This is a genomic window from Ruegeria sp. HKCCA5929, from assembly GCF_013034525.1.
Taxonomy (GTDB): Bacteria; Pseudomonadota; Alphaproteobacteria; order Rhodobacterales; family Rhodobacteraceae; genus Ruegeria.
In genome coordinates, this window is the sequence record NZ_WQGE01000013.1 from 1 (window position 1) to 25,123 (window position 25,123).

Here is a 25,123-nt window from a genome sequence, read left to right on the forward strand (position 1 = left end):
CAAATAATAAAACAAAATCAAAAGGTTAAACTAGATTAAAGACGGAAAACGGGGCCGATACTTGCTGGCGACACCCCAAAACTCGCAGCACCGCACCCTTGTGCACACAGTTACCCACAGACTCGCTTCCGAGTCAGGCTGAATCGGCCGTTTTCGATCCGGAAACGAGTCGCGGCATCGGTAAACGAAGGGCAAGAAGTGCAAGAATGATCGTCAGATAGACCAGCGGCTCGATCTGGAACCCTTTGGCCAACATCACGTAGTGCAAGGCACCCAACAGCGCGATTGGGTACACCAGACGGTGGAGCTTGCGCCAACGAGGCCCTAACCTGCGCACCGACCAATTGTTGGATGTCACCGCCAGCGGCACCAAAAGAAGGAAGGCCGCCATGCCAACCGTGATGTAGGGACGCTTGAGAATGTCCGCCCAGATCTGACTGGGAAGCTGTACATCCAAGATCAGCCAAACCAAAAGATGCAGGCTTACATAAGAAAATGTCAGCACTCCGATCGCACGCCGGAACTTCATCAGGTTCAAACCAGTGAACCGAAGCAGGGGCGTGATTGCCAGCCCAGCGATCAGAAGTTGCAAGGCCAGTTCGCCATAGCGATGCTCCAGCGCTTCGATCGGGTCGATACCCAGCCCCCCGGTCAGGCCCAGATAGAACAGCCAGGGCGCAGGTAGCGCCCCAAGCAGGTAAATGGCCCATACCGGAATACGGCGGAATATCTGGTTCACGGCCTGCATGGTCTTAGTAGTTTTTGGCCAGATCCAAGCCTTCATAAAGGCTGGCGACCTCTTCCTCATAACCGTTGAACATCAGAGTGGGGATTCGCTTGGCAAACAGGCCGCCCCCAATGCGGCGCTCGGACGCCTGAGACCAACGTGGATGATCTACATTTGGATTCACATTGCTGTAAAATCCGTATTCGCGCGGGTTGGACATGTTCCAGCTTGTGGGCGGCTCTACGTCGGTCAGAGTGACGCGTACAATCGACTTGATCGACTTGAAACCATATTTCCATGGAACCACCAAACGCAAAGGCGCGCCATTCTGGTTCGGAATTGTTTTCCCGTAAATTCCTGTGGCCATGATCGTCAGCGGGTGCATCGCCTCATCCAGGCGCAACCCCTCACGATACGGCCATTCGAGAATCGGGAATCGGGTTCCGGGCATTTCATCAGGGCGGTATGCAGTTTCGAAAGCCACATATTTCGCGCCTTCCTGAACTCCGGCCATGTTCAGCAAGTCGGCAAGCTCGAACCCGTTCCACGGAATGACCATGGACCAGGCTTCGACGCATCGGAAACGGTATATCCGCTCTTCGACGGTCATCTCTGACAGAATGTCCTTGAAGTCATACTCGCCCGGGCGATCCACCAAACCGTCTATCTTGACGCTCCAGGGCTCAGTCACCAGAGATCCGGCATATTTGGCAGGATCGTCTTTGCCTGTTCCGAACTCATAATAGTTGTTGTAGGTGGTGATCTCTTCCCATGTGTTCGGTTCCAGCGCGTCTTGCGCCGCAGCCGGGCGCGCCATCGCGGTCAGTCCGACACCCGCCAGCCCGGCCATTACCTGCCGCCGGTTCAGGAACGCCACCTGCGGGGTGACGTCGGCTTGTGTCAAAGTATTAGTCCAGCGATGCGCCATATGGGTCTCCGTTAGGTACTTATGTCTGTGTTGACGTAATGCGCTGATAGCATAGCGCCAGCGAAACAGGCGTAACGATTGAGCGAAGTGACTGTAACGTTCTCAAATCGGACACCTCACAAAGACCGGAGTATTCTGCCTGTACAGCTGTTCTTAACGACTGCTTTGGCCGAACTGTTTTCCGGAAACCTTTACAAAAGCGCCTACCAGACTGCACTCTGTCACGCAGGTATCGCACGCGATCCTGCGCGTTGCTTGCCTGCCATTGCAGCCGTATCGCTGCAGAAAGGGAGGAAGAATTATGTGTGACATCTGTGTAATGAGCGCCGTCAAAGAGAGGATGCTGTCTCGGCGTGGGTTCTTCAAAGCTGCAGCTGCAACAAGCGTTGCCGCCGTCGCAACCGGTGGCACGGCCCCTGCAGCTCTGGCCGCAGGACATGGCAGTGTCGAGGACATGACCCACACGCTCAGCCCGGAATTTCCGACATGGGGCGGGGATCCCGGTATTTCGGCTGAACAGCCTTTCAACTTTGCAGATCACGGTTTCAACCTGTTCAACCTTTCGATCAATGAACATACCGGCACCCATATCGACGCTCCGCTGCACTTTTCGGCGGATGGCACCTCGGTTGATGAGATCCCTGTCAACGATCTGGTGGCCCCATTGTGCGTCGTGGATATCGCCGCCCGCGCGGCAGACGATGCAGACACACGTGTCACACCAGACGATCTGAAAGCGTGGATCGCAGCAAATGGTGACATCCCCGATGGGGCCTGCGTCGCGATGCATTCAGGTTGGGGCAGCAAGACCGCTACAGACGGATTCCGCAACTTCGATGGCGAAGCTCAGCATTATCCCGGCTTTCATGTCGAAGCGGCGCAAATGCTGATGGAGGACACCGGCGCGCGATCGATTGCTGTGGATACCCTGTCGCTGGATCATGGCATGTCAGCAGATTTTGCCACCCATTATGCGTGGCTGCCTTCAGGTCGGTTTGGAATTGAATGCCTGGCCAATCTGGATCGGGTGCCGGCATCCGGCGCGACACTTGTTATTGGCGCACCAAAACATGCAGGTGGCACAGGAGGCCCAGCGCGGATCTTTGCGTTGGTTTGAACCTATGAGCGACGACGAAACGGGCTTGTCTGTACTGCTGGTCCGTCTCTCACCATGCGAACCAATGGCCTATGGCCCAGCGGACACATCAACCTATGGAAAAGACGGCTTCGGATACCACCTCGCGCTATGATACCGCAGCGCCTAAATGGCGGGACAAGATGCGCGCACTTGGTTACTACGATGCGTATCTTGGTTTTCTTTCGGCGGAATACCGTGGGCCAGAACCAAAGCAGTGTGTTGTTGACGTAGGCGCTGGGACAGCTTCCTTCGCCGAAGCTTGGGTCGCCATTCATGGACCGCCCAAAGACTTAACGCTGCTTGAACCCAGTTCGGTCATGCTGCAACAGGGTCAGGGCGCATTGCGGGCGCGGGGCGTAGAACCAAGTATTGCACAAGGCGTGCTGGGCTCTGTCAATCTTAAACCTGCCGACGTGGCACTTGCAGCGCATGTGGTTGAACACTGCCCGAGTCCCTTGAACGCGCTTGAACAGATTCGCGACCTGCTGCAACCCGGAGGTCGTCTGTATCTGGTGGTATCAAAGCCGCATTGGTGCAATGCAATCATCTGGCTGCAATGGCGACACCGCACCTTTCGCAGGGAAGAGATCTTGGCTCTGTTAGATCAAGCAGGATTTGAATGCGAAAGCATATACGCATTCCCTGCAGGACCACCGTCCCGGACAAGCCTCGGAATACTGGCGCGTCGCTGAGACTAGTTTTCAAAAAAAGACCCGCCGATATAGCGGGTCTTCTTATTTCCGTTGGATTAATGCACCACGGCATCATCAGGACGAGGTCGGTCTGACGTCCCAAGCCAGTCGCCTATGATCAGCCCGTCTGGACCCGCGGTGACGGGAACGGTCTCGCCATCCTTGATCTCACCAGCCAGCAGCGCTTCGGCCAGCGGGTTCTGAAGCGCGCGCTGGATCACGCGCTTCAACGGACGGGCACCAAATACCGGATCATAGCCTTCATTGGCCAGCCACTCCTTGGCACCGTCATCCAGCACCAGCTCGATCTTGCGAGCGGCCAGACGTTTTTGCAGACGCGCCATCTGGATATCGACGATGCCATCCATATCACCCCGCTTGAGTCGATCGAAGATGATCGTCTCGTCCAGACGGTTCAGGAACTCGGGCCGGAAATGGGCCCGTACCGCATCCATCACATCGCGCCGCGCCTGCACGCTGTCCGCACCTTCGGGCAATTGGCTGAGCGCCTGAGAGCCAAGGTTCGACGTCAGGATGATCAGCGTCTGCTTGAAGTCCACGGTGCGACCCTGACCATCGGTCAGAACGCCATCATCCAGAACCTGCAACAGCACGTTGAACACATCCGGGTGCGCTTTTTCGACCTCATCAAACAGCACAACTTGGTAGGGCCTGCGCCGCACGGCTTCGGTCAGCACACCGCCTTCGTCATAGCCGACATAGCCCGGAGGGGCACCGATCAGACGGGCAACGGCATGCTTCTCCATGAACTCGGACATGTCGATACGGACCATCGCATTGTCGTCGTCGAACAGGAAGTTCGCTACGGCCTTGGTCAGTTCTGTCTTACCCACACCGGTCGGCCCAAGGAACAGGAACGAGCCCAGCGGGCGACCTTCGTCGTTCAGGCCCGCACGCGCACGACGCACGGCATTGGCGACAGCGGTCACCGCTGCATCCTGACCGATCACGCGGGAATGCAGATCGTCTTCCATCCGCAGCAGCTTCTCACGTTCACCTTCCAGCATTTTCGAGGTCGGAATACCCGTCCAGCGTTCGACAACAGCAGCGATCTGCGTCGGGCGCACCGTTTCTTCGGCCATCATGGCGTTGCTTTCGGCGTTCTCGGCCTCGGTCAGCTTTTTCTCAAGCTCTGGGATGACGCCATAGGACAGCTCACCGGCTTTGGCCAGGTTACCTTCGCGCTTGGCAATTTCCAGATCAGCCCGCGCCTTGTCGAGCTGTTCCTTCAGATCACGGGCACCCGCCAGCTTGTCGCGTTCGGCCTGCCATTGGGCCGTCATCTCGGCAGATTTCTCCTGCAGATCGGCCAGATCCTTTTGCAAGGTTTCCAGTCGATCCTTCGAGGCCGCGTCATCTTCCAGCTTCAGCGCCTCTTCCTCGATCTGCATCTGCAGGATTTGGCGATCCAGCTGGTCGAGCTCTTCCGGCTTACTATCCACCTCCATCCGCAGGCGCGACGCTGCCTCATCAACAAGGTCGATGGCCTTATCTGGCAGGAACCTGTCAGTGATGTAGCGATGCGAGAGCGTCGCCGCCGACACCAATGCTGAATCCGAGATACGCACGCCATGGTGTAACTCGTACTTTTCCTTGATGCCCCGCAGGATGCTGATCGTGTCCTCAACGGTTGGCTCAGTCACCATCACAGGCTGGAACCGGCGCGCAAGGGCCGCGTCTTTTTCGACGTATTTTCGATACTCGTCCAGCGTGGTCGCGCCGATACAATGCAGCTCACCCCGGGCAAGCGCGGGCTTGATCAGGTTGGCAGCATCCATCGCGCCGTCGGACTTCCCGGCCCCAACCAGCGTATGCATTTCGTCGATGAACAGGATGATCTCACCAGCGGCCTCGGTGACTTCGGTCAGAACGGCCTTGAGGCGTTCTTCGAACTCACCACGGTATTTCGCGCCAGCAATCAGCGCGCCCATGTCGAGCGCGAGCAGCTTCTTGTCCTTCAGCGATTCCGGTACGTCGCCGTTGACGATGCGTAGGGCCATGCCTTCGGCGATCGCGGTTTTACCAACGCCAGGTTCCCCGATCAGAACCGGGTTGTTCTTGGTACGGCGCGACAGAACCTGCATCGAGCGGCGGATTTCCTCATCCCGCCCAATGATCGGGTCAATCTTACCTTCAGCCGCAGCTTCAGTCAGGTCGCGCGCGTATTTCTTGAGCGCGTCATAGCCCTCTTCCGCCGACGCTGTGTCAGCAGTGCGACCCTTGCGGATGTCATTGATCGCCTCATTGAGTTTCTGGGCGGATACAGCCCCGGCCTCCAAAGCGTCCTTGGCTTTGGATTTCACCATACACAGCGCCATCAGCACCCGTTCGACCGGCACAAAGCTGTCGCCCGCCTTGGTGGCAATCTTGGCAGCCTCGTCCAGAACTTTGGCGGTTTGGCCGTCCATGTAAATCTGGCTCGCGTCGCCGCTGACCTTCGGGATCTTACCCATGGCCGCGTCCAGCGCTTCAACCACGCGGTTTGGCGCGCCGCCTGCGCGTGTGATCAGGTTGCTGGCCAGCCCCTGATCGTCATCCATTAGTGCTTTGAGTATATGCGTGGGCTCCAGCCTCTGGTGCCCCTCACGCAGCGCAATGGTCTGCGCAGCCTGCACGAAACCCCGTGCCCGCTCGGTGAACTTGTTCAAGTCCATGATATTCTCCTTTTCCAAGCGCCCCGTGTTGACATGCCCGCTTGGCGGCACATATCGGTCGAAGCCTCACATTCAATCTGGGAAATATCTTTGCCGGTTCAAGAGGCTAAGACGCAGAAATCACCGCTATTCGCGCTGTATGGTGTAAACGGTGTAACCCCCGGTCTCGGCAACCTGAACCGCACCCAGATCATCCACCAAAGACTGCGCCGCCGCACTTCCCGTCGGGCACGAAACCAGATCGGCCGTGTGATCCAGGAAATTTCCAGTAAAGGCTGTTTCGCCCGTAAGCTGGCACCAATCATCCTCGGACCTGTAGCCACCCACAAGACGCAGATCATCATTCGTCGGTGCAGGAGCAGCCCCGGTTTCCGGTGTTTCGGGCGGGGTTTCGTCACATGCAGCCAGCGCAACCAATACGCCCAGCACAACCAGCTTTTTCATTTTCTGTCCCTTACTCTGAAATCACGTGCTCAATGCCCGGCAGGATAGCACAAAATGAACGTGTCCGCACCCGGCCTCGAAGATGGACAGAACCGCCTGAACCCGCTAGGACGCAGACGTTTGCCAAAAAGGAGCGCCCCATGTCCGATGACCGTCTGATCGTAGCCCTCGATGTCCCCAATGCCCTGCAAGGTCTGGCCATGGCTGAGCGGCTGGGCGACAGCGTGTCTTTTTATAAAATTGGTTTGGGTATGCTGACCGGTGGTGGTTTGGCTTTGGCCAACGAACTGAAACAAGACCACGGCAAACGCATCTTTCTGGACATGAAACTGTTCGACATCGGCAATACGGTGGAAAACGCCGTGCGGGGGCTGGCGCAATTCGATCTGGATTTTCTGACCGTGCATGGCGACCCCCATGTGGTGCGCGCCGCAAAAGAGGGGGCTTCGGGCAAGGACCTTAAAATCCTCGCTGTGACGATCCTGACTTCGCTGAACCGCGATGATCTGGACGCCAGCCTTCTGAAAGACGGCGACGTGCAGGATTTGGTTGTCGAACGCGCCGCCAAGGCGCTGGAAGCCGGAGCAGATGGCGTCATCGCCAGCCCGCAGGAGGCCGCCCTGATCCGCTCGCTACCCCAAGCCGAAGGTCGCCTGATAGTCACCCCCGGTGTGCGCCCCGCCGGTGCTGCGCTGGGTGATCAGAAACGTGTGGCTACGCCAGCCAGTGCGATTCTGGATGGTGCAGATCATATCGTCGTTGGCCGACCGATTTATCAGGCACAGGATCCAAAAGCGGCCGCCGAAGCCGTTCTGGCAGAGCTAAATTCTTTGAAAGTTCACTGACTGAACCAGATCAATTCGTCAGGTTTGCACGTTCGGTTTGCCAGATAACAAGTTGACCTTGCGTCACTTTGTGGGGAAACCGCGCCAAATCGTCCCTGTGCCGGAAAACACACATTCAAATTACGAGTTTTTGCGAAACCGTCATCGGCCTATCGAAACTTGGGAAATTCAGCGATTCTGAGGGCAATACTCCCCAACGAACCGCTTCTTCCTGAGGTTCGTTACTTCCCCCCGCCATGCAGCGGGGGGCTTCTTCTCAGAAAGCCCTGCCGCAAAACCGGAGCTTTGATCCAGCGCCGAAGCTGGTATAAGTGACGTCCTAGCCAACTGCGGAACGCATGAGGGCGCAGATGCCCGGTCTTTGCCGAGATTGCCTGACACCTTTGACAAACGAACGGCGCTGTCCGGCCTGCGGCAGCCCCAGGGTCAAGTTGCACCCCGAGCTCTTTGACCTGTCCATCGCTCATATGGATTGCGACGCCTTCTATGCATCGGTTGAAAAGCGCGACAATCCCGAGCTTGCGGACAAGCCTGTCATCATTGGTGGCGGGAAACGGGGTGTGGTTTCAACGGCGTGTTACGTGGCCCGAATCCGCGGCGTGCGCTCCGCGATGCCCATGTTCAAAGCGCTGCAACTCTGCCCGGACGCGGTGGTAATCAAACCACGTATGTCCGTTTACGCCGAAGTGTCGCGCGACATCCGCGCCATGATGGATGAGTTGACGCCGGTCGTGGAACCACTGTCTCTGGACGAGGCGTTCATGGATCTGTCAGGCACTGAACGCCTGCACGGAGCGCCGCCCGCCGTCATGCTGGCGCGCCTGGTCAAACGCATGAAGGAGGAGCTGGGCGTGACAGGGTCCATCGGGCTGAGCCACAACAAGTTCCTCGCCAAGGTTGCGTCAGACCTCGACAAACCGCGCGGTTTTTCGGTGATCGGAAAGGCCGAAACGGCAACGTTCCTGAACGACAAACCCTTGCGGCTGATCTGGGGCATTGGCCCAGCGGCGCAAGAGTCGCTGGACCGGGCGGGGATACGAACCTTCAACGATTTGCTGCGCTGGGATCAAGAGGCGCTGACGGAACGCTTCGGCGCGATGGGGTATCGCCTGTGGCATCTGGCCCGGGGGCAGGACAAACGGCGTGTCTCGGCTCATGAGCCTATGAAATCCATCAGCAACGAGACCACATTTTTCGAAGACACGGCCAACCCCGAGATCCTGGATGGGCATTTGTGGCGTATGGCGCTGAAAGTTTCGGATCGGGCCAAGGCCAAAGATCTGGCCGGACGGGTTGTCACGCTCAAACTGAAGAAGGCAAATCACAAAACCCTGACCCGGCGCGTGTCCCTTCGCGATGCGACCCAGATCGCCGATAGGATCTATCGCACAGCAAAAGGGTTGTTTGATCAGGTGGGCGATCAGGGGCCTTACCGGCTTTTGGGATGTGGTTTGTCTGATCTGTGCCCCGCAGATCAGGCCGACATCTCGGGCGATCTGCTTGATCCGGGCGCTGCGCGCAGATCGCAGGCGGAACGGGCCACCGACGAGATCCGACAAAGGTTTGGCTCGGATGCCATCGTCAAAGGCCGCGCGCTGCGCTGAGGTTATTCGGCCGCCAAACGAACCGGTTCCGACCCGATGCTGGAGATTTCGCGCACCACCTGCCGCAAGAGCTTCGAAAATGCCATAAAATTGGCATTTGGCGTGATCTTCTCTTCGTTCATATAGAGTGAGCGGTCGATCTCGATCTGAATGGCGTGCTGATGGCGCCCCGGACGGCCATAGGTCTGGGTGACATAGGCCCCGGCGAACGGCGCGTTTCGCGCCACGATCAATCCTGCCGCAGCAAAGGCCGATTCAACAAGGTCCACGATTTCCGAAGACGCTGACGCGCCAAACCGATCGCCTAACACAATATCCGGACGTTTGCTGCGCGCCGTACCGGCCATTGAAACCGCCTCGTGCGGCATCGAGTGGCAATCCACCAATATTGCCTGACCAAATTTCTCATGCGATTCGGCCAGCAGGGATTTCAATCGTGCGTGATAGGGACGCCAGTAGGTATCGATACGCAACCGCGCTTCATCCATGGTCAGCTTTCCGCTGTAGATTGCCCGACCGTTAGCCACGACGCGGGGAATCACCCCTAACCCAGAAGCGACTCGCGGGTTGTGCCCATGTCTGCGCGCACCGCTGATCAGGGCCGGGTCCAGCTCATCCAGACTGCGATTCAAATCCAGATACGCACGCGGCATGGCTGCCTTGATCAAGGGTGCACCGTATTCAGCAGCAGGGGCAAACAGTTGATCCACAAAGGCATCTTCCGACGATCGAATCACGTTTTGATTCAGCACCGAGCGTTTCAGAAAAGCCTCAGGATACTCTCGCCCGCTGTGTGGGGATGAAAAAACCACGCATGAACTACGGTTTTCAGGCATATCCAATACAAAGGCTGCGTTCTGCATGATCACTCCATGTTCGTAATCAACATAGACTGGAAAATTGTTCTTCCAAACCCCTTGAACCCCTGAACGACTCCTTTTATAGACCCCGCTACCGGCGCGGTGATCCGCGCCCCATTTCGTTATGGGGCAGGACATGCATCGGGAACGTGGGCGGTTAGCTCAGCGGTAGAGCACTTCGTTGACATCGAAGGGGTCACAAGTTCGATCCTTGTACCGCCCACCATCTATTCACTGTTCCGGGCTTCCGGGGCACCCGACTAACCCAGGCGCTGGCCACGTCTTTGATGAAGGCGCCGCAGATTGGAGACAGACCATGAAGGTCAAGAACTCGCTCCGCTCGCTCAAGAACCGGCACCGTGATTGCCGTATTGTGCGTCGCAAAGGCCGCGTCTACGTGATCAACAAGACGCAGCGCAAGTTCAAAGCTCGTCAGGGCTAAGAACTGCTTAAATAGCTTTTAAAGAACCGCGCCTTTCAGCGCGGTTTTTTTGTGCCTGACAACAATCTGCGAATGGCGAGCCTGTCCAAACATGCGTTGCCGCTGTAATTCGCTCGCCAAAAGCGGCGAAGTCTTAACCTGACATTTCTCATTGTTATAAGTCGTTCTCGTGTTAACGTTTGATCGATTTATGATGTCAGGAGGTCTGATTTGGCCAACGATGACCCTCATGCAATATTTGGTACAACTCTGACGGACATGGTTGCCGATATCGGTAAAAGCGTTGCCCAGGCTGCGGAACAACTGAGCAGAGATCAGTTGGAAGCACTAAAGAACTATCCGCAGGAACTGCGCGACATGGGCATACCGCCTGTCTTTTATCATATGCAAGATGTCGACGTTGAACTGAAAGTGGTCATGGAAATGTCCAGCGAGCAAGGGGAAGAAGACAGGCTGTTCAGCTTTCTTTGGGGCCCAAAGCTGACGCAGACCGATACGCTCGACTCAAAAAGCGCGTCCACCATGCGCATGCGTTTTGTCCCCGGACCCGTTCACGAGGATGAGACCGGCAGGCCCGAAGATGGCTGATTCCGATCGAAAGCAACCGATAGAAGTTCGGGTTACCGAAATGCCCGAAGCGTTTACGCTTTTGCTCAAGTCTCTTTCGGACAGGCTGACCGCCATGGAGACACGTGAAAACGAACTAAGGCAGACCATCTCGGACCTGGAAGACAGGATTGATGAGTTGGAGGATGGCGGTGAAATGATGGTCGGGGCCAGTTTGCCGCCCGTGACGAGCCCATTGGCCAGTGCTGCCGCCGAGGTGATGGCAGACGATAGAGACACGCAGATCGTCGACGCGCAGAAATTCTCGCAAGCACTGGGAGAACAGATTCTGGCCGGATCTAACGACAGCGACGATTTCACCATCGACAACGTGAAAGTCGAAGCCTTTGTTGGATTGGGTCAGGATGGTGAAACCGCCCAGATTGCGACCAATGCAAAGAAGCAGGTGATCAGCCAGAACGCTTCAAAAGTCACATTTTCCGTCAGGAGGCGGTCCCCCACGAAAATTATCAAGTAGACTGAATTTGGAACAGGAGTTCGAAGATGAGTATCGGGCAGGAATTGCTAAACGTCCCCTTTGCGGAAATGGTTCAAAAACTGGCCCTTTCCGTCGCCGAGTCGCAATCAGAACTGGATCGTCATTCGACCGATGTTGCCAAATACATGGCCGATCAGAAGATTATGCTGCCCGACCTGTCCAACCCAAGTGGACCCGGCAAAGAATTCAGCCTTGTTTCGATGGGGTTTCTTCCCGCGTTTTATGCCGTTCAGGAAGCTGAGATCGAAGTGAAAATGGCGATCTCGATGACGAAACAAAAGGAAAAGTCAGGCAGTGCATCCGTCAAAGGCGGCTGGGGTCCTGTGGCCGCACAGGTCAATGCCAGCTATTCCTCTCGCTACGCATACAGCCAGGAAGGCGCGAGCAGGTTGACTATCAAACTGGCACCTGCGGACCCCCCTATTTTGCTTCAGAAATATATGGAGGCTGTGACGGCGGCGATGCTTGCCGAAAATCCGGTCATGGGTGAAGACCCCGACCCCGAGCCTGAGCCGGCCCCACAGCTTCGCCAGGCTGGAAAACAGTCAAGGAAGCGACAGTAGCTAAGTCGTGAACAGTTCAGATTGTAAGAATGCAGGGCGGCGCGTCGCAAAGGCGGCAATTTCGCGTCCGGCATGACACAGCGCCAGCTCCACGAACATCGGCGGCTAGACCCGAATTGAGATGTAACGAACTGCGCCGTTTGGCGGGGGTTACCTGCGCCTGACGCTTTTTAGAACGTGACTCCGGCGTGAATTAGAATTCCGATCACCATCAAGATGTTCAGAACCATTGAGATGCCATTGCCGACATAGATCGGCAGCTTCCCAACAATCAAACCGTAAGCGAACCACAGGAATGAGACAGCAGCATAAAGCGACCATGACACCAAAGATTGGCCAGTCGCGTGTTCTGTATGCGTAAAATAGAGCTTCATCAGTTGCGGCAGGGTCGCAAATGGTCCAACGACGCCGACAAAAACCATGAAGCTTTCGTAGCGGGCCATCCAATGTCCAAGGTTTGATTTTTCCAGTTTTTCCGCAAGTGTTTCGGGCATCAACTGATCCTTTTCGTGCACTACTCAATCCGACTCTGCCTGTCGCAGAAAAGCTGTAACCCCAAACTAACTCGCTCGGCCCCTGCGGCCAATACGTGCAAAAAAGTGTTTCAGGTTTCACCCAATACCTCTTTCTGACATTTACCCAACTATTTTCGTCGGATTTCCTTGCATCCCGCCGGGAATCGTATAATTGATCAAATCAGTCGGATTAATGTCCACTCTCTGAATTCAACAATGGGACGCAACATGCTGAACTCCTCCACCTGCATCGTCGCCGCACTGTCGGCATTGATTGCCACCTCCGCCGTCGCTGAAGGGGAACTGAACCTTTATTCGTCGCGCCACTATGACACCGATGAACGTCTGTATACCGATTTCGAAGACGCAACCGGCATCAAGATCAATCGCATCGAAGGCAAAGCCGACGAATTGATCGCGCGGATGGAAGCCGAAGGCGAAAACTCGCCCGCAGACGTTATGCTGACCGTTGACACTTCGCGCCTGGCTCGCGCCAAAGACGCAGGCATCTTGCAGGCCATCGAAAGCGCAACCCTGGAAGAACGTATCCCCGCGAATCTGCAAGACAGCGACAATCAATGGTTCGGCTTTTCGCAGCGCGGTCGGATTATCTTTTACAACAAAGAAAACGTCACCAACCCACCGGCCACTTATGCCGATTTGGCCAAGCCAGAGTATAAGGGCCTGATCTGCATCCGCTCGTCGACCAACACGTACAACCAGACCTTGTTGGCCTCGATCATCACCCACGAAGGCGCCGACGCCGCGAAAACCTGGGCAGAAGGTATTGTCGCCAACATGGCGCGTGATCCACAGGGCGGCGACACCGACCAGCTGCGCGGCATCGTATCGGGTGAATGCGACATTGCAGTCTCGAACACCTATTACTTTGCGCGCGCAATCCGCAAAGATGTCAAAGGCCTGTCTGCTGACCGTGACATGATCGGCTGGGTCTTCCCGAACCAGGAAGGTTATGGGGCCCACATGAATCTGTCAGGCGGCGGCGTTGCGGCAAACGCGCCGAACAAAGAAAACGCGATCCTCTTCCTTGAGTATCTGGCAGGCGATCAGGCGCAGCAATATTTCTCGGCAGGTAATGACGAATACCCGGCTGTACCTAGTGTCGCGCTGGCTGAGTCTGTCGCTACCTTGGGCGAGTTCAAGGCTGACGAAGTGAACCTGTCCGAAGTTGCCAAGAACATTCCCGAAGCGCAAAAGATCTTTAACGAGGTTGGCTGGAAGTAACCTTCCAATTCGACGCAAACCACAAAGGGTGCGAGGTTTCCGCACCCTTTTTTCGTTTACAGTTTATTTGTTTTGGACTATCTTTCTCATATCTGGAATTTTTTCTATTATATGATCCATGCTCGACGCGCTCTCGAACCGCCTTGCCAGCCGATTGAATGAACTCCGCCGCGGGCGTGGATGGTCTCTGGACCAATTGTCTGAGCACAGTGGCATCAGTCGCGCCACCTTGTCTCGGATGGAGAAGGGCGATGTCAGCCCCACGGCAGAAAACCTTGGTCGTTTATGTGCCGCATACGACTTACCGATGTCACGCCTGTTGATGATGGTCGAAGACAGTTTTGACCCCAAGGTTCCGTTTGAACATCAGACGGAATGGAGCGATCCCGAAACGGGATACACCCGCCGCGCCGTGTCTCCTCCTGCGAACGGTCTGAACGCTGAGGTCGTGGAGGGCCACCTGCCGCGTAACACCGTGATCACGTACGAGACGCCGCCCAAATCAGGGCAAGAACATCACCTGATCCTGATCGATGGCGCACTGACGTTGACAGTTGACGGAACGCCACACGATCTGAGCGCGGGGGATTGTCTGCGTTATCATTTATCTGGTCCGACCCGGTTTGAAACAGGCGCCGAACGAGGCGCACGGTATCTACTGGTGCTGGTATGATCACACGTCTAACTTGTTCAGAATTCGATGCCGCCTTAGATGATCTGGCAGAGATTTTGCACGCCTGTGTCCATGACGGGGCCAGTATAGGGTTTATCCTTCCCTTTGCGCAGGAAAACGCGCGAAACTATTGGCAGCAGCACGTGCGGCCGGGATTAAACGCGGGCGCTTTAGAGATTTTCGCGGCCTATGACGGCGCGCGCGTTTTAGGTACCGTGCAGCTTGTCCCGGCGGCCATGCCCAACCAACCCCACCGTGCGGATGTCGCAAAGCTGCTGGTTCACCCAAACGCGCGACGTCGCGGGCATGCCCGCGCTTTGATGGCGGCGCTTTTTGAACACGCCCGCAGCTTGCACCGCACGATGCTGGTGCTGGATACGCGCAGCAGCGATCCCTCACGGATGCTGTACCAAAGCCTCGGGTTTCAAATTGCAGGGGAAATACCGAATTATTGCCGTAACCCGTTCGAACCCAGGCTGGAACCGACCACGTACATGTACAAAGACCTGTCCGCCTGAAGATGGACGACGCGGCTATTCTGCTGCCGTAACCTTTTCCGGAAACTTGTTTGGCAACAACCCCAAACGACGCGCGTGCCGGACATCGGACAACAGATCGCGATCGGCTGCTTCGAACAGATCTTCAGGGTCATCCAGCACAAAATACCCCATCTGGTGCATGTCGATCCGATAAGGCGTGCGCAGAATTGTCAGGATGTCAAACGCGTCGCGATCCGGGATGTCGCTGGTTACGGCATAAACCAGTTCGGTCGGCGACGACGCCAGCCCCGATCCCAAAGCCTTGATCTGACCGCCCTGTCGGCGCAACCCAAATTCAATGGAAAACCAGTATAGCCTGATCAGCCAGGCGTAATCTGCATCCGTCGCCTGCTGGCCTGCCTTGCCGATGGCGTGGCTGAACGCGGCAAAGCGTGGGTCACTGAGCAACGGGGTGTGGCCGAAGATCTCATGAAAAATATCCGGCTCTTCGATATAGTCGAAATCCTCGCGCGAGCGAATAAACGACGCTGCGGGAAAAACGCGATCTGCAAGCATTCCAAAGAACGTCTTGAACCCGATCAGGGCCGGAACCGGTTGCACCCGCCACCCCGTCAGATCCAGCAGTCGATCCGAGATATCGGCGCAAGACGGCACCTTGGTCTTTGGCAACTCAAGACGCGCCAGTCCGTCAAGATATTCGCGCGCCATATAGCGCTGAACATTATTCTCCTGCGCTGCGTATAGATCGGCCCAAACGGCGTTTTCTTCATCCGTATAGGCGATATGGCCACGCGCGTCGGCGACTTTGGCAACGTATTTGGTCGATTTTGGCATCCGCTTCCTCCTGCTGAGGAACAGGATACCGCGTCACACGCGGGAGATTTGTTTTGATTACTGGAGATTTCTCGCTAGTTTGATTGAAATAGACCGGAAAAATTGAGTTTGCGAAACATATGCTTCATCCTGCAGACATCGATATCCTGCGCGAGCTTCAGATCAGTGGACGTCTGTCTATGCAAGAGCTGGCGGACCGAACCGGGTTATCGGCCTCGCAATGCTGGCGGCGTGTTCGCGATCTTGAAGCGTCCGGAGTGGTTACAGGCTATCGCGCGCAAGTGCCCGCCAAGGCCGTTGGGCTAAACGCCATCGCGTATGTTCATGTTGCGCTTAAGGATCATCAGGAAAAGAGCATTGCAGATTTCCTGCGTTTGGTCGAAACCGAACCGCAGATTGTTGAATGTGCATCGATCACCGGGGATCACGATTTCATACTGAAAGTCTATGCGAAAACGCCCGAAGATCTGGAGGTCTTCATCATGCAACGACTCTTGAAGTCCGGGTTGGTCCGCGACACGCGCAGCAATTTTGTACTTCGCCAAACCAAGACCCGTGGACCGTTGCCTATTCTTTGAATGCGGATCGCCTTTTCGGCAAACGCAACCGCGGCTTGAATTCAACGAATGAAAACGCCCGGGCACCTGCAGGGTGCCCGGGCGAAGTATTCTCAGCGTCGACGGCGGCGTTTAGAAGTGCGCTGACTTCGTGCCCGCTGGCTTTTCAGTCGAAGGCGCGAATTTGGTCAAGTCGATGCCTTCAACAGCGGTCTTGTACTCGTCGATATTTGGGGTGCGGCCCAAGATAGCCGACAGCACGACAACCGGGGTCGAGGCCAGCAGGCTTTCACCCTTCTTGTCCGGCGCGTCCGCCACGACACGGCCCTGGAACAGGCGGGTCGAGGTGGCCAGAACCGTATCCCCCTTGGCGGCTTTTTCCTGGTTGCCCATGCACAGGTTACAACCCGGACGTTCCAAGTAGAGGATGTTTTCGTACTCGGTGCGGGCATTCTGTTTCGGGAAAAGATCGTCGAATTCGAAGCCCGAGTATTTCTCAAGCACTTCCCAGTCACCCTCTTCTTTCAACTCGTCGATGATGTTGTAGGTTGGGGCCGCGACGACCAGCGGCGCCTTGAATTCGACCTTACCGGCTTCCTTCTCAAGGTTCTTCAACATCTGGGCGACAATCTTGATGTCCCCCTTATGCACCATGCACGAACCAACAAAGCCCAGATCGACATGCTTTTCGGCTTTGTAGTACGAGATCGGGCGGATCGTGTCGTGGGTATAGCGCTTGGAAACATCGGCATTGTGAACATCCGGGTCGGCGATCATCGGTTCAACAATCTGATCCAGATCGACGACGACTTCAGCGAAGTATTTCGCGTTGTCATCCGGCTGCAGCGCGGGTTTTTCACCCGATTTGATCTCGGCGATGCGCGCGTCCGCGATGTTGATCAGCTTTTGCAGCATGCCGTTTTCATGCTCCATGCCCTTGTCGATCATGATCTGGATGCGCGACTTGGCCAATTCCAGCGAACCGATCAGGGTCTCATCATTCGAGATACAGACCGATGCCTTGGCCTTCATCTCGGCTGTCCAGTCGGTGAAGGTGAAGGCCTGATCCGCCAGCAGCGTGCCAATATGCACTTCGATCACACGACCCTGGAACACGTTGTCGCCGTGCTGGTCCAGCATTTGCGCCTGGGTTGCATGCACCACATCGCGGAAGTCCATGTGATCGGCCATTTTGCCTTTGAAGGTCACCTTGACCGACTCCGGGATCGGCATCGAGGCTTCACCGGTCGCCAGTGCCAGCGCCACAGTGCCCGAGTCCGCGCCAAAGGCGACGCCTTTGGACATGCGGGTGTGGCTGTCACCGCCGATGATGACCGACCAGTCATCCACGGTGATGTCGTTCAGCACCTTGTGGATCACGTCGGTCATCGAATGATAGACGCCTTTGGGGTCACGTCCGGTGACAAGTCCGAAGTCATTCATGAACTTCATCAGGCGTGGCGTGTTGGCCTGCGCCTTGGCATCCCAGACCGATGCAGTGTGGCAGCCGGACTGATAAGCCCCATCAACGCTGGGCGCCACAACGGTCGCGGCCATCGCCTCAAGTTCCTGCATGGTCATCAGACCGGTGGTGTCTTGCGAGCCGACAATGTTGACCTTCACGCGAACGTCCGAACCCGCGTGCAGGGTTTTGCCCGGCGTGGTGCCCAATGCGTTCTTGTTAAAGATCTTCTCGACTGCGGTCAGGCCCTGGCCTTCGTGGCTGATTTCCTTGGACGGGGCAAAGACCAAAGGTGCTTCGACACCCAGCGTCTCGGCCGCAAATGTTTGCAGCTTCTTTCCAAAGACAATGGCGTAAGAGCCCCCGGCCTTCATGAATTCCACTTTTTGCGGGGTAAAGGACGAGGATACGTCGACCAACTCATCGCCATCTTCGCTCAGCAGTTTGTGGTCTTTGGTGTTGATCTTCAGAACCGTGCCTGTGGCGACCGAGTACTTCTCTTCCAAGATCGGGTTGCCGTCATTGTTCAGGATCGCATTGCCGTCCTCGTCCACCTTTTTAACCCAGTTCTTCAGGTCCAGACCGATGCCACCGGTTACACCGACGGTGGTCAGGAAGATCGGAGAGATGCCATTCGTACCCGCGACGATTGGGGCAAAGTTGACAAACGGCACATAGGGGCTGGCTTGCTTACCGGTCCAAAGCGCCACATTGTTTACGCCGGACATACGTGAAGAACCAACACCCATGGTTCCTTTTTCAGCGATCAGCATGACACGTTTGCCGGGGTGCTGAAGCTTCAGATCCTGAATTTCCTGCTGCGCCTTTTCCGAGATCAGGCACTTGCCGTGCAGTTCGCGGTCGGCGCGCGAGTGTGCCTGATTGCCCGGCGACAGAAGGTCTGTGGAAATGTCACCTTCGGCAGCAACATATGTGACGATTTCGATTTCCTCGTCGATGTCGGGCAGCTTGGTGAAAAACTCGGCCTTGGCATAGCTTTCCAAGATATCCCGCGCGACGGTGTTGCCGCCCTCGAGCGCGGCCTTCAGTCGGTCGGTGTCGGCGTCGTACAGGAAGACTTGTGTTTTCAGCACTTCCGCCGCTTTGCCAGCAACTGCAGCGTCATCGCCCAGCGCAAGGTCCAGAAGAACCTCGACCGAGGGGCCACCTTTCATATGCGACAACAGATCGAACGCAAAGTCCTGCGAGATTTCTTCGACGTCAGCTTCGCCCAGAATGACCTCTTTCAGAAAGCTGGCCTTTTCGCCAGCCGCGCTGGTTGTGCCGGGCAGCGTATTGTAGATGAAATAGTTCAGCGAGTCTGCGCGATGTTCGTTCTGGGGATCACGGATCTGATCAATGATTTCCTTCGCCAAAGCCCCATCATCGATGGGTTTTGGGCTCAGGCCCTGCTCTTTGCGGGTTTCGATTTCATTCAGGTAATCAGTATAGAGGCTCATGACGGGTCCGACCATTTAGCTGGGTGTACCGGCAGTCAAAAGGCCGGCACTTTCAATTTGTATGCGGCGGTATACTAAAACTGCGCCACATGCAAGTCCCAGACCTGCGACCCGGTGTCCTGAGCCGGTTGCAGCCTGCCAAAGTCGCTACCCTTGCAGGAGCGGGATGAAGAGGTCAGTTAAGACGGATCGTCCCCAAAGGCTGTAATCAACGCTTGCGCCAACGGCAAGGAAGAGTAACCCAACCGAGACGGGGTCAATCCCATTCGCAAAACGATCATGTCATGAGACGGGAACACACCGATGAACTGGCCGTCATGCCCCTGTAGCCAGTATGCGTCTTCAAAGGGCGGAAAATCTCCCGGAGAGTCCAGCCAAAGGTGCCCCTTGGCATAGCGCCCGTCTGAGGCAGCCACCGGTTCGACCATCCAGTCCACAAAGCCTTCCGGTAGAATCCGGGTATTGTCCCAAACACCCTTTTGCAACAAAAGCTGGCCAAACCGGGCCCAATCGCGGGCCGTGGCATACATATAGCTGGACCCGATAAACGTATCGTTGGCATCCGTCTCAAGGATCGCCGAGGTCATGCCCAGCGGCTCAAACAGAGCAGCTTGCGGATAGGTTAGCCCGCCATCCGGCAACTGGTCCTGCCAAACACGGGACAAAACAGTGGTTGTTCCAGAAGAATAATTGAAATCCGTACCGGTTTCGGCTTCAGGCACTCGATCCGCTGCAAAGCCAGCCATATCATTGCTGAGATACAGCATTCGGGTCACATCAGAGACATCGCCATATTCTTCATCCCAGTTCAATCCGCTGGTCATGGACAGCATATCAGCCAAGGAAATGTCACGGCGAGAGTCCTCGGCCCAGTCCGGAAAGCTACCGACCAGATTGTCCGTTAGGCTCATCTCACCTGCTTCAACCAATGTACCAATCACCCCGGCCGTGACGGATTTGGTCATGGACCACCCCAACAAAGGGGTTTGCGCGTCAAACCCGTCCGCATAGCGTTCAGCAACAATGCGCCCGTTTCGAACCACCACGACCGCGCGGTATCCTTCACCAAGCAAGCTTTCATCAGACATGACAGCCTGAACCTTTGCATCCTGCGAAAGGGCTACATCGTTGCCTCTTGGCCAAAGGCCCGCAGGCAAAGGACCGGGCGCCACAAGCGTTTCTGCGCTTAGAGCAACGTCATGAACGTTGGTGCAGCCAAGCCCGTCGCGGTACTGTGAGGTTGCGGGGGCAAAAAACCGAAAAAGCCGGGCGTGCACTGTTTGCGCCTCTTGATCGACCTCGATCGACACTTGTTTGAGCAGCGGATGTCCCGGCGCTTGAACGTCTACGGCCAGCACCTCATCGGGATCACGTCCGGCAATGAAAACGTTCGAACAGACAATTTTGGCCGAGTAATTTGTACCGACCTTCAGCAGATCGGGTGGCGCAATCAGCAGGTAACTTACCAGCCCCACGCCACCCACGATCACTAAACCGCCAATTGTTTTCGCTATTTTCCCGAACATCCGACTGCACCGCCCCAATTGTCATTTTGCCCTGTGACGTTAGAGGCAACGTGGCTGCGTTTGCCACACTTCCGTTACGTAGAAGTCAGGTACCTAAAATCAGACTCCATGCGTTACGCGTAACCCTGAAGGTGCCACTTCAGAACTGACCCGCGCGAGTGACCCTCGCGGGCCTCGGCGCTTCAATGACATGGCCATTCTGCCGGGGAAGGTAATCCAAAAGAACAAACTCACCCTTAAGCGTAACTCAAGTTGAGTTTCACTTCAGCACGCGGCGACCAAAGAACGTCGCAAAGTGACGTGATCCGTTTTCTGGCCCGTGCTAGTGGCCCCATGAAAGGGCACCTCATGACAGCAGACGTAAAGTTGCAAAACCCAACAGCAGGTATTGCATTCATTCTGATAGGAATTTTGGCGATTTCTATCAACGATATGCTGATCAAGTTCCTGTCTGGCGGTTACCCCCTGCATCAAATGGTTTTCACCAGATCACTGATCGGAATCGGGTTCAGTCTGGCTTTGGTGCAGATGGAAGGCGGCTGGCGCATCTTGAAAACCGATCAGCCTGGGCTTCATCTTTTACGCGGGGTTCTCATCGTTGTTGCCAATCTGACATTCTTTACGGCATTGGCTGTCATGCCTCTGGCCGAAGCAACCGCAGTATTCTTCGTTGCACCGCTGATGATCACTTTGCTCAGCATTCCCTTGCTTGGGGAAAAAGTTGGCCCCATGCGCATCGGCGCGGTGATTGTGGGTTTCCTCGGCGTGGCAATTATGACCCGCCCATGGGAAGCTGGCGGCGCGCGCGACGTCAGTCTTTTGATGTATGCCCTTCCTGTGGTGGCAGCCTTTACTTATGCCCTCAACAACGTGCTCACCCGTTTGCTTGGTGCCAAATCCAAAGCATCGGCGATGGCTGTCTATATTCAGGCATGTTTTATCGTTGTCAGCTTACTGTTCTGGTCTGTGGCAGGGGACGGGCGCTTTGCCGATGCATTCGAAAATGAAAGCTTGATCTTCTTGCTAAGGGCTTGGGTTTGGCCAGAAGGCACTGATCGATGGTTGTTTGTCGGGCTAGGGTTCAATTCGGCAATCATTGGGTATTGTCTGGGTCAGGCTTACCGTATGGCCGACGCCGCCACGGTGGCACCATTCGAATATGTTGGTCTTCCTTTGGCAGTGTTTTGGGGATGGGCGATTTGGGGCGAACTGCCAAATCTGCCTGTCGCGACTGGTATCGTGCTGATCTTGGGATCTGGATTGTTTGTCTTTTTGCGCGAGCGCCAGAAAGAGAAGAACGTGATTACTCGAAAAAGAGTGCATCGTCGTTATTAGGTATCACCACTCGCAGATACGGCGACGGTAGCCGCCCATGACGGGTTTTCTGCCTTTCTCTGACGACCCAGAAAAAAGCGTTTTCCCACAGAAATCGAGCTCACATCCGGTATGATCCCGGTGTCCGGTTTGTCCACTTTCGGAACGCTCTGTGGAAATTCGCAGGGGCCGAAAAGCCCGTGTCAAAGGCGATTTGATCGATACTGTCCGTGCTTTGCTGTAGTGCACGGATCGCGATGTCACGGCGCAGGGCATCCTTGATGTCCTGAAAGGATGTTCCTTCGTCTTTCAAGCGTCTGTTCAATGTCCGAGGCGTCATTTTCAAAGCTCGGGCTGCATCCGTAAGCTGGCAAGACTGCCATGTTGCTCCGTAAAGAAAAGCTCGGACGCGAAGGCTGTTTGTATGCACCCGAGAGCCTGTGAATATCCAATCCAGCGGCGCGCGCTCAAGAAACACCGACGCCTCCTCAGGGCTGCGGGTGATCGGGCGGGTGAATTGGCGAGGGTCAAAACGAATGCTGGTTTGCGGGGCGTCGAATTCGACAAGGCACGGGAAGACAACCGAATAATCCGCAGCAAATTCCGGGCGGGGAAAGGCAAAGCAAACCATTTGAACTGGCGTTTCCGACCCGCTGAGCCAGGACAACAAACCGTGCGCCAGTTTCAGAATCAACATGTGGCCAAAGCGCTGCGGCTGGGTTTCGCCCAAGTAAGGCACCAAAGCCAGCTCCACCTCATTTGGCCTGTTGCGCAGGTCAAAAAAAAAGTCATCCAAAAGCAGGTTCCAGAACGTCGAGAAACGATAAAGGGCCGAGGTCAGGCTGCTTGCTCCGCGCTGAACCGTCACAAGATGCTGCAGAGCGCGGGGCCGGATCGGGCGGCTCCAAAGCCCCATCATTTCGTCCCCGGTTTCAGGCGCCGCAAGCTGGTAAAGCTGCGCAATTTCATTGAGGGTAACACGTTGATTTGGAGCCGTCGGACCAGCCTGAAGACCAGCGCGCTCTAGCAGCGAAGCCATCTCTTCCGGGGTGCAACGGGACCTAAGTGCGTCCAGCCAATCCTGAATGAATTCTGCTGAGACGGTCGTCAGCGAGATAGGGTCATGACGGGTCACAGGAACCTCAGAGTGGCGTGATCGGATAGTATTTTGGCAAAATATGAGCTTATCGGCAAATCGGTCGACAGGTAAATGACGTAAACCCATAGTTTCCGACAGAGAGCCTGGAATGTCCTATCAGCCGCCCGTTCAGGATTTGATGTTTTGCGTCGAGCATTTGTCTCATTGGGAACAGGTGTCTTCCTTCGCAGTGTATTCAGACTATGACCTGGCCGATATTGGCGCTGTACTGGAAGGCTATGCCCGGTTCTGCAGCGAGCAGATCGCACCCTTGTCGCATATCGGCGACACGCTGGGAGCCCAGTTTGACAACGGGCGCGTGATCATGCCTGAAGGCGATGCCCAGGCTTACGCTCAGTTTGTCGAAATGGGATGGCAAGCCCTGACTCACCCAGTGGAATATGGTGGCATGGGGTTGCCGAAGACCGTCGGCGCGGCCGCGGTCGAGATGCTGAATGCCGCCGATATGAGCTTTGGCCTCTGCCCTTTGCTGACCGACGGGGCCATTGAGGCATTGCTGCTGACCGGGTCTGACGAACAGAAAGCCACTTATCTTGAGCCGCTGATTGCAGGCCGTTGGTCTGGCACGATGAACCTGACTGAACCGCAAGCGGGCAGCGATCTGGGCCGGGTGGCAACAAAGGCGGTGCAGCGTGAGGATGGCAGCTATGACGTGTCGGGCACCAAGATTTTCATCACCTATGGCGCCCATAACCTGACCGAGAACATCATCCATTTGGTGTTGGCCCGCACGCCTGACGCACCTGCCGGGCCAAAAGGGTTGAGCTTGTTTATCGTACCGCAGAAACTGGTCGAAGCAGATGGAACGGTCGGGGCCGAAAACACAGTCAACTGCGTGAGCATTGAGCACAAGCTGGGCGTTCGCGCCAGCCCGACGGCTGTTTTGGAGTACAAACAGGCCACTGGATTCTTGATCGGCGAAGAAAATTGCGGGCTAGAATACATGTTCATTATGATGAACGCTGCGCGATTTTCCGTTGGTGTACAGGGTATTGCGACGTCAGAGCGGGCCTATCAACGTGCGCTGACCTATGCGCGAGAGCGCGTGCAAAGCCGCCCTGTCAACGGTCAGACCAAAGATGCTGTCGCCATCATCGAACACCCGGACGTGCGCCGCATGCTGATGCGGATGCGCAGCCTGACCGAAGGTGGGCGCGCAATGGCGGCGGCGACTGCGGGGTTGCTGGACATCGCACACCATCAGGACAATCCAGAGATGGCTGCTCTGGCCGAGTTCATGGTTCCGCTGGTCAAAGGCTTTTGTTCCGAACGCGCAGTCGAGGTTGCCTCGTTAGGTGTTCAGATCCACGGTGGTATGGGTTTTATCGAGGAAACCGGTGCCGCGCAGCATTATCGCGATGCCCGTATTCTACCGATTTACGAAGGTACCACCGCCATTCAAGCCAACGACCTTTTAGGGCGTAAGGTGATGCGCGACGGTGGCGAAACCGCCCGTCTCTTTGCTGCCCGGATTGCTGAAACCGAAGCACAACTGGCGAGAGGTGACGCAAATGCTCAAGCGATAGGTGCAAGCCTTGCGCAAGCACGCGAAGCGTTTGAATCGGCGCTGGACTGGTTGTTGGAAAACAGCCGCAAGGACATCGACGCAGCTTTTGCCGGCTCAGTCCCCTTTCTTTTGCTGGCAGGAACCCTGGCGGCAGGTTGGAAACTGGCAAAGGGCGCTTTGGCTGCGCAATCATCATTGGACGCCGGGCAGGACGCGCAATTCATGGCCCAGAAAATCGCGACTGCACTTTTCTTTGCACAACACATTCTGCCCGAATGCACCACAGAACACAGCCGAATCCTGCTGGGCGCGCGCAGTCTGCTTGACGCGCATTTCCCCGAATAACTC

24 protein-coding genes and 1 tRNA gene are annotated in these 25,123 nt (G+C 56.0%); 15 read left to right on the forward strand and 10 right to left on the reverse strand.

The window, feature by feature from the left end:
• Positions 1-133: 133 nt before the first annotated feature.
• Both msrQ and msrP read right to left on the reverse strand, forming a co-directional pair.
• Positions 134-748: a protein-methionine-sulfoxide reductase heme-binding subunit MsrQ gene (gene msrQ, locus GOV90_RS20300; RefSeq protein ID WP_171096744.1), complete on the reverse strand. Its 615-nt coding sequence runs from the start codon at positions 746-748 to the stop codon at positions 134-136.
• Positions 749-752: 4 nt separating this feature from the next.
• Entirely contained in the window at positions 753-1,655 is a 903-nt protein-coding gene (msrP, locus tag GOV90_RS20305) for a protein-methionine-sulfoxide reductase catalytic subunit MsrP (RefSeq protein ID WP_171096669.1), read from the reverse strand.
• Positions 1,656-1,956: 301 nt separating this feature from the next.
• Here msrP and GOV90_RS20310 point away from each other — a divergent pair, with 301 nt between their 5' ends.
• The gene (locus GOV90_RS20310; RefSeq protein ID WP_171096671.1) at positions 1,957-2,772 is read left to right on the forward strand and encodes a cyclase family protein; all 816 of its coding nucleotides are present in this window, start codon (positions 1,957-1,959) and stop codon (positions 2,770-2,772) included.
• Between the two features lie 95 nt (positions 2,773-2,867).
• Positions 2,868-3,485, forward strand: coding sequence for a class I SAM-dependent methyltransferase (locus GOV90_RS20315; RefSeq protein ID WP_253284834.1), 618 nt, complete (start codon positions 2,868-2,870; stop codon positions 3,483-3,485).
• 56 nt (positions 3,486-3,541) lie between these two features.
• Here the strand turns inward: GOV90_RS20315 and clpB are convergent, their stop codons facing one another.
• Positions 3,542-6,160 carry an ATP-dependent chaperone ClpB gene (clpB, locus tag GOV90_RS20320; RefSeq protein WP_171172894.1) on the reverse strand — a complete coding sequence of 873 codons (2,619 nt, stop codon included), beginning with the start codon at positions 6,158-6,160 and terminating at the stop codon, positions 3,542-3,544.
• A 126-nt stretch (positions 6,161-6,286) separates the two neighbouring features.
• Positions 6,287-6,604, reverse strand: coding sequence for a hypothetical protein (locus GOV90_RS20325; RefSeq protein ID WP_171096685.1), 318 nt, complete (start codon positions 6,602-6,604; stop codon positions 6,287-6,289).
• Positions 6,605-6,744: 140 nt separating this feature from the next.
• Here GOV90_RS20325 and pyrF point away from each other — a divergent pair, with 140 nt between their 5' ends.
• Complete coding sequence (gene pyrF / locus GOV90_RS20330; RefSeq protein WP_171096687.1) at positions 6,745-7,449, forward strand: orotidine-5'-phosphate decarboxylase; 705 nt, start codon at positions 6,745-6,747, stop codon at positions 7,447-7,449.
• A 350-nt stretch (positions 7,450-7,799) separates the two neighbouring features.
• Entirely contained in the window at positions 7,800-9,053 is a 1,254-nt protein-coding gene (locus GOV90_RS20335; protein WP_171096689.1) for a DNA polymerase IV, read from the forward strand.
• Between the two features lie 2 nt (positions 9,054-9,055).
• On the opposite strand, the gene GOV90_RS20340 is transcribed toward GOV90_RS20335, so the two are convergent.
• The gene (locus tag GOV90_RS20340) at positions 9,056-9,916 is read right to left on the reverse strand and encodes an N-formylglutamate amidohydrolase (protein ID WP_171096691.1); all 861 of its coding nucleotides are present in this window, start codon (positions 9,914-9,916) and stop codon (positions 9,056-9,058) included.
• 148 nt (positions 9,917-10,064) lie between these two features.
• Here GOV90_RS20340 and GOV90_RS20345 point away from each other — a divergent pair.
• From GOV90_RS20345 to GOV90_RS20365, 5 genes are all read left to right on the forward strand, one after another.
• Positions 10,065-10,139: transfer RNA gene (locus GOV90_RS20345), tRNA-Val, on the forward strand.
• 90 nt (positions 10,140-10,229) lie between these two features.
• A complete protein-coding gene (gene ykgO / locus GOV90_RS20350) occupies positions 10,230-10,355 on the forward strand; it encodes a type B 50S ribosomal protein L36 (protein ID WP_008755722.1) in 126 nt (41 codons plus the stop codon).
• A gap of 210 nt (positions 10,356-10,565) precedes the next feature.
• A complete protein-coding gene (locus tag GOV90_RS20355; RefSeq protein ID WP_171096693.1) occupies positions 10,566-10,943 on the forward strand; it encodes a hypothetical protein in 378 nt (125 codons plus the stop codon).
• The gene (locus tag GOV90_RS20360; protein ID WP_171096695.1) at positions 10,936-11,439 is read left to right on the forward strand and encodes a hypothetical protein; all 504 of its coding nucleotides are present in this window, start codon (positions 10,936-10,938) and stop codon (positions 11,437-11,439) included. The genes GOV90_RS20355 and GOV90_RS20360 overlap by 8 nt, the downstream gene beginning before the upstream one ends.
• A gap of 26 nt (positions 11,440-11,465) precedes the next feature.
• Positions 11,466-12,023: a hypothetical protein gene (locus GOV90_RS20365; protein WP_171096697.1), complete on the forward strand. Its 558-nt coding sequence runs from the start codon at positions 11,466-11,468 to the stop codon at positions 12,021-12,023.
• 170 nt (positions 12,024-12,193) lie between these two features.
• Here the strand turns inward: GOV90_RS20365 and GOV90_RS20370 are convergent, their stop codons facing one another.
• Entirely contained in the window at positions 12,194-12,517 is a 324-nt protein-coding gene (locus GOV90_RS20370; RefSeq protein WP_171096698.1) for a SemiSWEET transporter, read from the reverse strand.
• A gap of 249 nt (positions 12,518-12,766) precedes the next feature.
• Here GOV90_RS20370 and GOV90_RS20375 point away from each other — a divergent pair, with 249 nt between their 5' ends.
• From GOV90_RS20375 to GOV90_RS20385, 3 genes are all read left to right on the forward strand, one after another.
• The gene (locus GOV90_RS20375) at positions 12,767-13,783 is read left to right on the forward strand and encodes a Fe(3+) ABC transporter substrate-binding protein (protein ID WP_171096699.1); all 1,017 of its coding nucleotides are present in this window, start codon (positions 12,767-12,769) and stop codon (positions 13,781-13,783) included.
• 118 nt (positions 13,784-13,901) lie between these two features.
• Positions 13,902-14,456 (forward strand): helix-turn-helix domain-containing protein, encoded by a 555-nt coding sequence (locus GOV90_RS20380; protein WP_171096700.1) that lies wholly within the window; start codon positions 13,902-13,904, stop codon positions 14,454-14,456.
• Positions 14,453-14,974 (forward strand): GNAT family N-acetyltransferase, encoded by a 522-nt coding sequence (locus tag GOV90_RS20385; RefSeq protein WP_171096701.1) that lies wholly within the window; start codon positions 14,453-14,455, stop codon positions 14,972-14,974. Before GOV90_RS20380 ends, GOV90_RS20385 begins: the two co-directional genes overlap by 4 nt.
• Before the next feature lie 15 nt (positions 14,975-14,989).
• On the opposite strand, the gene phhA is transcribed toward GOV90_RS20385, so the two are convergent.
• Entirely contained in the window at positions 14,990-15,790 is an 801-nt protein-coding gene (phhA, locus tag GOV90_RS20390; protein WP_171096702.1) for a phenylalanine 4-monooxygenase, read from the reverse strand.
• A gap of 119 nt (positions 15,791-15,909) precedes the next feature.
• Here phhA and GOV90_RS20395 point away from each other — a divergent pair, with 119 nt between their 5' ends.
• A complete protein-coding gene (locus GOV90_RS20395) occupies positions 15,910-16,368 on the forward strand; it encodes an Lrp/AsnC family transcriptional regulator (RefSeq protein WP_171096703.1) in 459 nt (152 codons plus the stop codon).
• A 111-nt stretch (positions 16,369-16,479) separates the two neighbouring features.
• Here the strand turns inward: GOV90_RS20395 and GOV90_RS20400 are convergent, their stop codons facing one another.
• Positions 16,480-19,269, reverse strand: a complete 2,790-nt coding sequence (locus GOV90_RS20400; RefSeq protein ID WP_171096704.1) for a bifunctional aconitate hydratase 2/2-methylisocitrate dehydratase — start codon at positions 19,267-19,269, stop codon at positions 16,480-16,482.
• A gap of 179 nt (positions 19,270-19,448) precedes the next feature.
• Positions 19,449-20,795: a serine hydrolase gene (locus tag GOV90_RS20405; RefSeq protein WP_171096705.1), complete on the reverse strand. Its 1,347-nt coding sequence runs from the start codon at positions 20,793-20,795 to the stop codon at positions 19,449-19,451.
• Positions 20,796-21,143: 348 nt separating this feature from the next.
• Here GOV90_RS20405 and GOV90_RS20410 point away from each other — a divergent pair, with 348 nt between their 5' ends.
• Entirely contained in the window at positions 21,144-22,130 is a 987-nt protein-coding gene (locus GOV90_RS20410; protein WP_171096706.1) for a DMT family transporter, read from the forward strand.
• Positions 22,131-22,230: 100 nt separating this feature from the next.
• Here the strand turns inward: GOV90_RS20410 and GOV90_RS20415 are convergent, their stop codons facing one another.
• Positions 22,231-23,244 (reverse strand): AraC family transcriptional regulator, encoded by a 1,014-nt coding sequence (locus GOV90_RS20415; RefSeq protein WP_256367984.1) that lies wholly within the window; start codon positions 23,242-23,244, stop codon positions 22,231-22,233.
• 112 nt (positions 23,245-23,356) lie between these two features.
• On the opposite strand from GOV90_RS20415, the gene GOV90_RS20420 reads away from it, so the two are divergent.
• The gene (locus GOV90_RS20420) at positions 23,357-25,120 is read left to right on the forward strand and encodes an acyl-CoA dehydrogenase (protein ID WP_171096708.1); all 1,764 of its coding nucleotides are present in this window, start codon (positions 23,357-23,359) and stop codon (positions 25,118-25,120) included.
• Positions 25,121-25,123 lie beyond the last annotated feature (3 nt).

Bases quoted from the DNA above. Each gene is read 5' to 3' on its own strand.
- GOV90_RS20375 (WP_171096699.1), top strand. From the start codon at position 12,767: ATGCTGAACTCCTCCACCTGCATCGTCGCCGCACTGTCGGCATTGATT.
- GOV90_RS20360 (WP_171096695.1), top strand. From the start codon at position 10,936: ATGGCTGATTCCGATCGAAAGCAACCGATAGAAGTTCGGGTTACCGAA.
- pyrF (WP_171096687.1), top strand. From the start codon at position 6,745: ATGTCCGATGACCGTCTGATCGTAGCCCTCGATGTCCCCAATGCCCTG.
- clpB (WP_171172894.1), bottom strand. From the start codon at position 6,160: ATGGACTTGAACAAGTTCACCGAGCGGGCACGGGGTTTCGTGCAGGCT.
- phhA (WP_171096702.1), bottom strand. From the start codon at position 15,790: ATGCCAAAATCGACCAAATACGTTGCCAAAGTCGCCGACGCGCGTGGC.
- GOV90_RS20310 (WP_171096671.1), top strand. From the start codon at position 1,957: ATGTGTGACATCTGTGTAATGAGCGCCGTCAAAGAGAGGATGCTGTCT.
- GOV90_RS20380 (WP_171096700.1), top strand. From the start codon at position 13,902: ATGCTCGACGCGCTCTCGAACCGCCTTGCCAGCCGATTGAATGAACTC.
- GOV90_RS20420 (WP_171096708.1), top strand. From the start codon at position 23,357: ATGTCCTATCAGCCGCCCGTTCAGGATTTGATGTTTTGCGTCGAGCAT.
- GOV90_RS20410 (WP_171096706.1), top strand. From the start codon at position 21,144: ATGACAGCAGACGTAAAGTTGCAAAACCCAACAGCAGGTATTGCATTC.
- GOV90_RS20405 (WP_171096705.1), bottom strand. From the start codon at position 20,795: ATGTTCGGGAAAATAGCGAAAACAATTGGCGGTTTAGTGATCGTGGGT.
- GOV90_RS20370 (WP_171096698.1), bottom strand. From the start codon at position 12,517: ATGCCCGAAACACTTGCGGAAAAACTGGAAAAATCAAACCTTGGACAT.
- GOV90_RS20395 (WP_171096703.1), top strand. From the start codon at position 15,910: ATGCTTCATCCTGCAGACATCGATATCCTGCGCGAGCTTCAGATCAGT.
- ykgO (WP_008755722.1), top strand. From the start codon at position 10,230: ATGAAGGTCAAGAACTCGCTCCGCTCGCTCAAGAACCGGCACCGTGAT.
- GOV90_RS20400 (WP_171096704.1), bottom strand. From the start codon at position 19,269: ATGAGCCTCTATACTGATTACCTGAATGAAATCGAAACCCGCAAAGAG.
- msrQ (WP_171096744.1), bottom strand. From the start codon at position 748: ATGCAGGCCGTGAACCAGATATTCCGCCGTATTCCGGTATGGGCCATT.
- GOV90_RS20365 (WP_171096697.1), top strand. From the start codon at position 11,466: ATGAGTATCGGGCAGGAATTGCTAAACGTCCCCTTTGCGGAAATGGTT.
- msrP (WP_171096669.1), bottom strand. From the start codon at position 1,655: ATGGCGCATCGCTGGACTAATACTTTGACACAAGCCGACGTCACCCCG.
- GOV90_RS20315 (WP_253284834.1), top strand. From the start codon at position 2,868: ATGGAAAAGACGGCTTCGGATACCACCTCGCGCTATGATACCGCAGCG.
- GOV90_RS20340 (WP_171096691.1), bottom strand. From the start codon at position 9,916: ATGCAGAACGCAGCCTTTGTATTGGATATGCCTGAAAACCGTAGTTCA.
- GOV90_RS20385 (WP_171096701.1), top strand. From the start codon at position 14,453: ATGATCACACGTCTAACTTGTTCAGAATTCGATGCCGCCTTAGATGAT.
- GOV90_RS20325 (WP_171096685.1), bottom strand. From the start codon at position 6,604: ATGAAAAAGCTGGTTGTGCTGGGCGTATTGGTTGCGCTGGCTGCATGT.
- GOV90_RS20335 (WP_171096689.1), top strand. From the start codon at position 7,800: ATGCCCGGTCTTTGCCGAGATTGCCTGACACCTTTGACAAACGAACGG.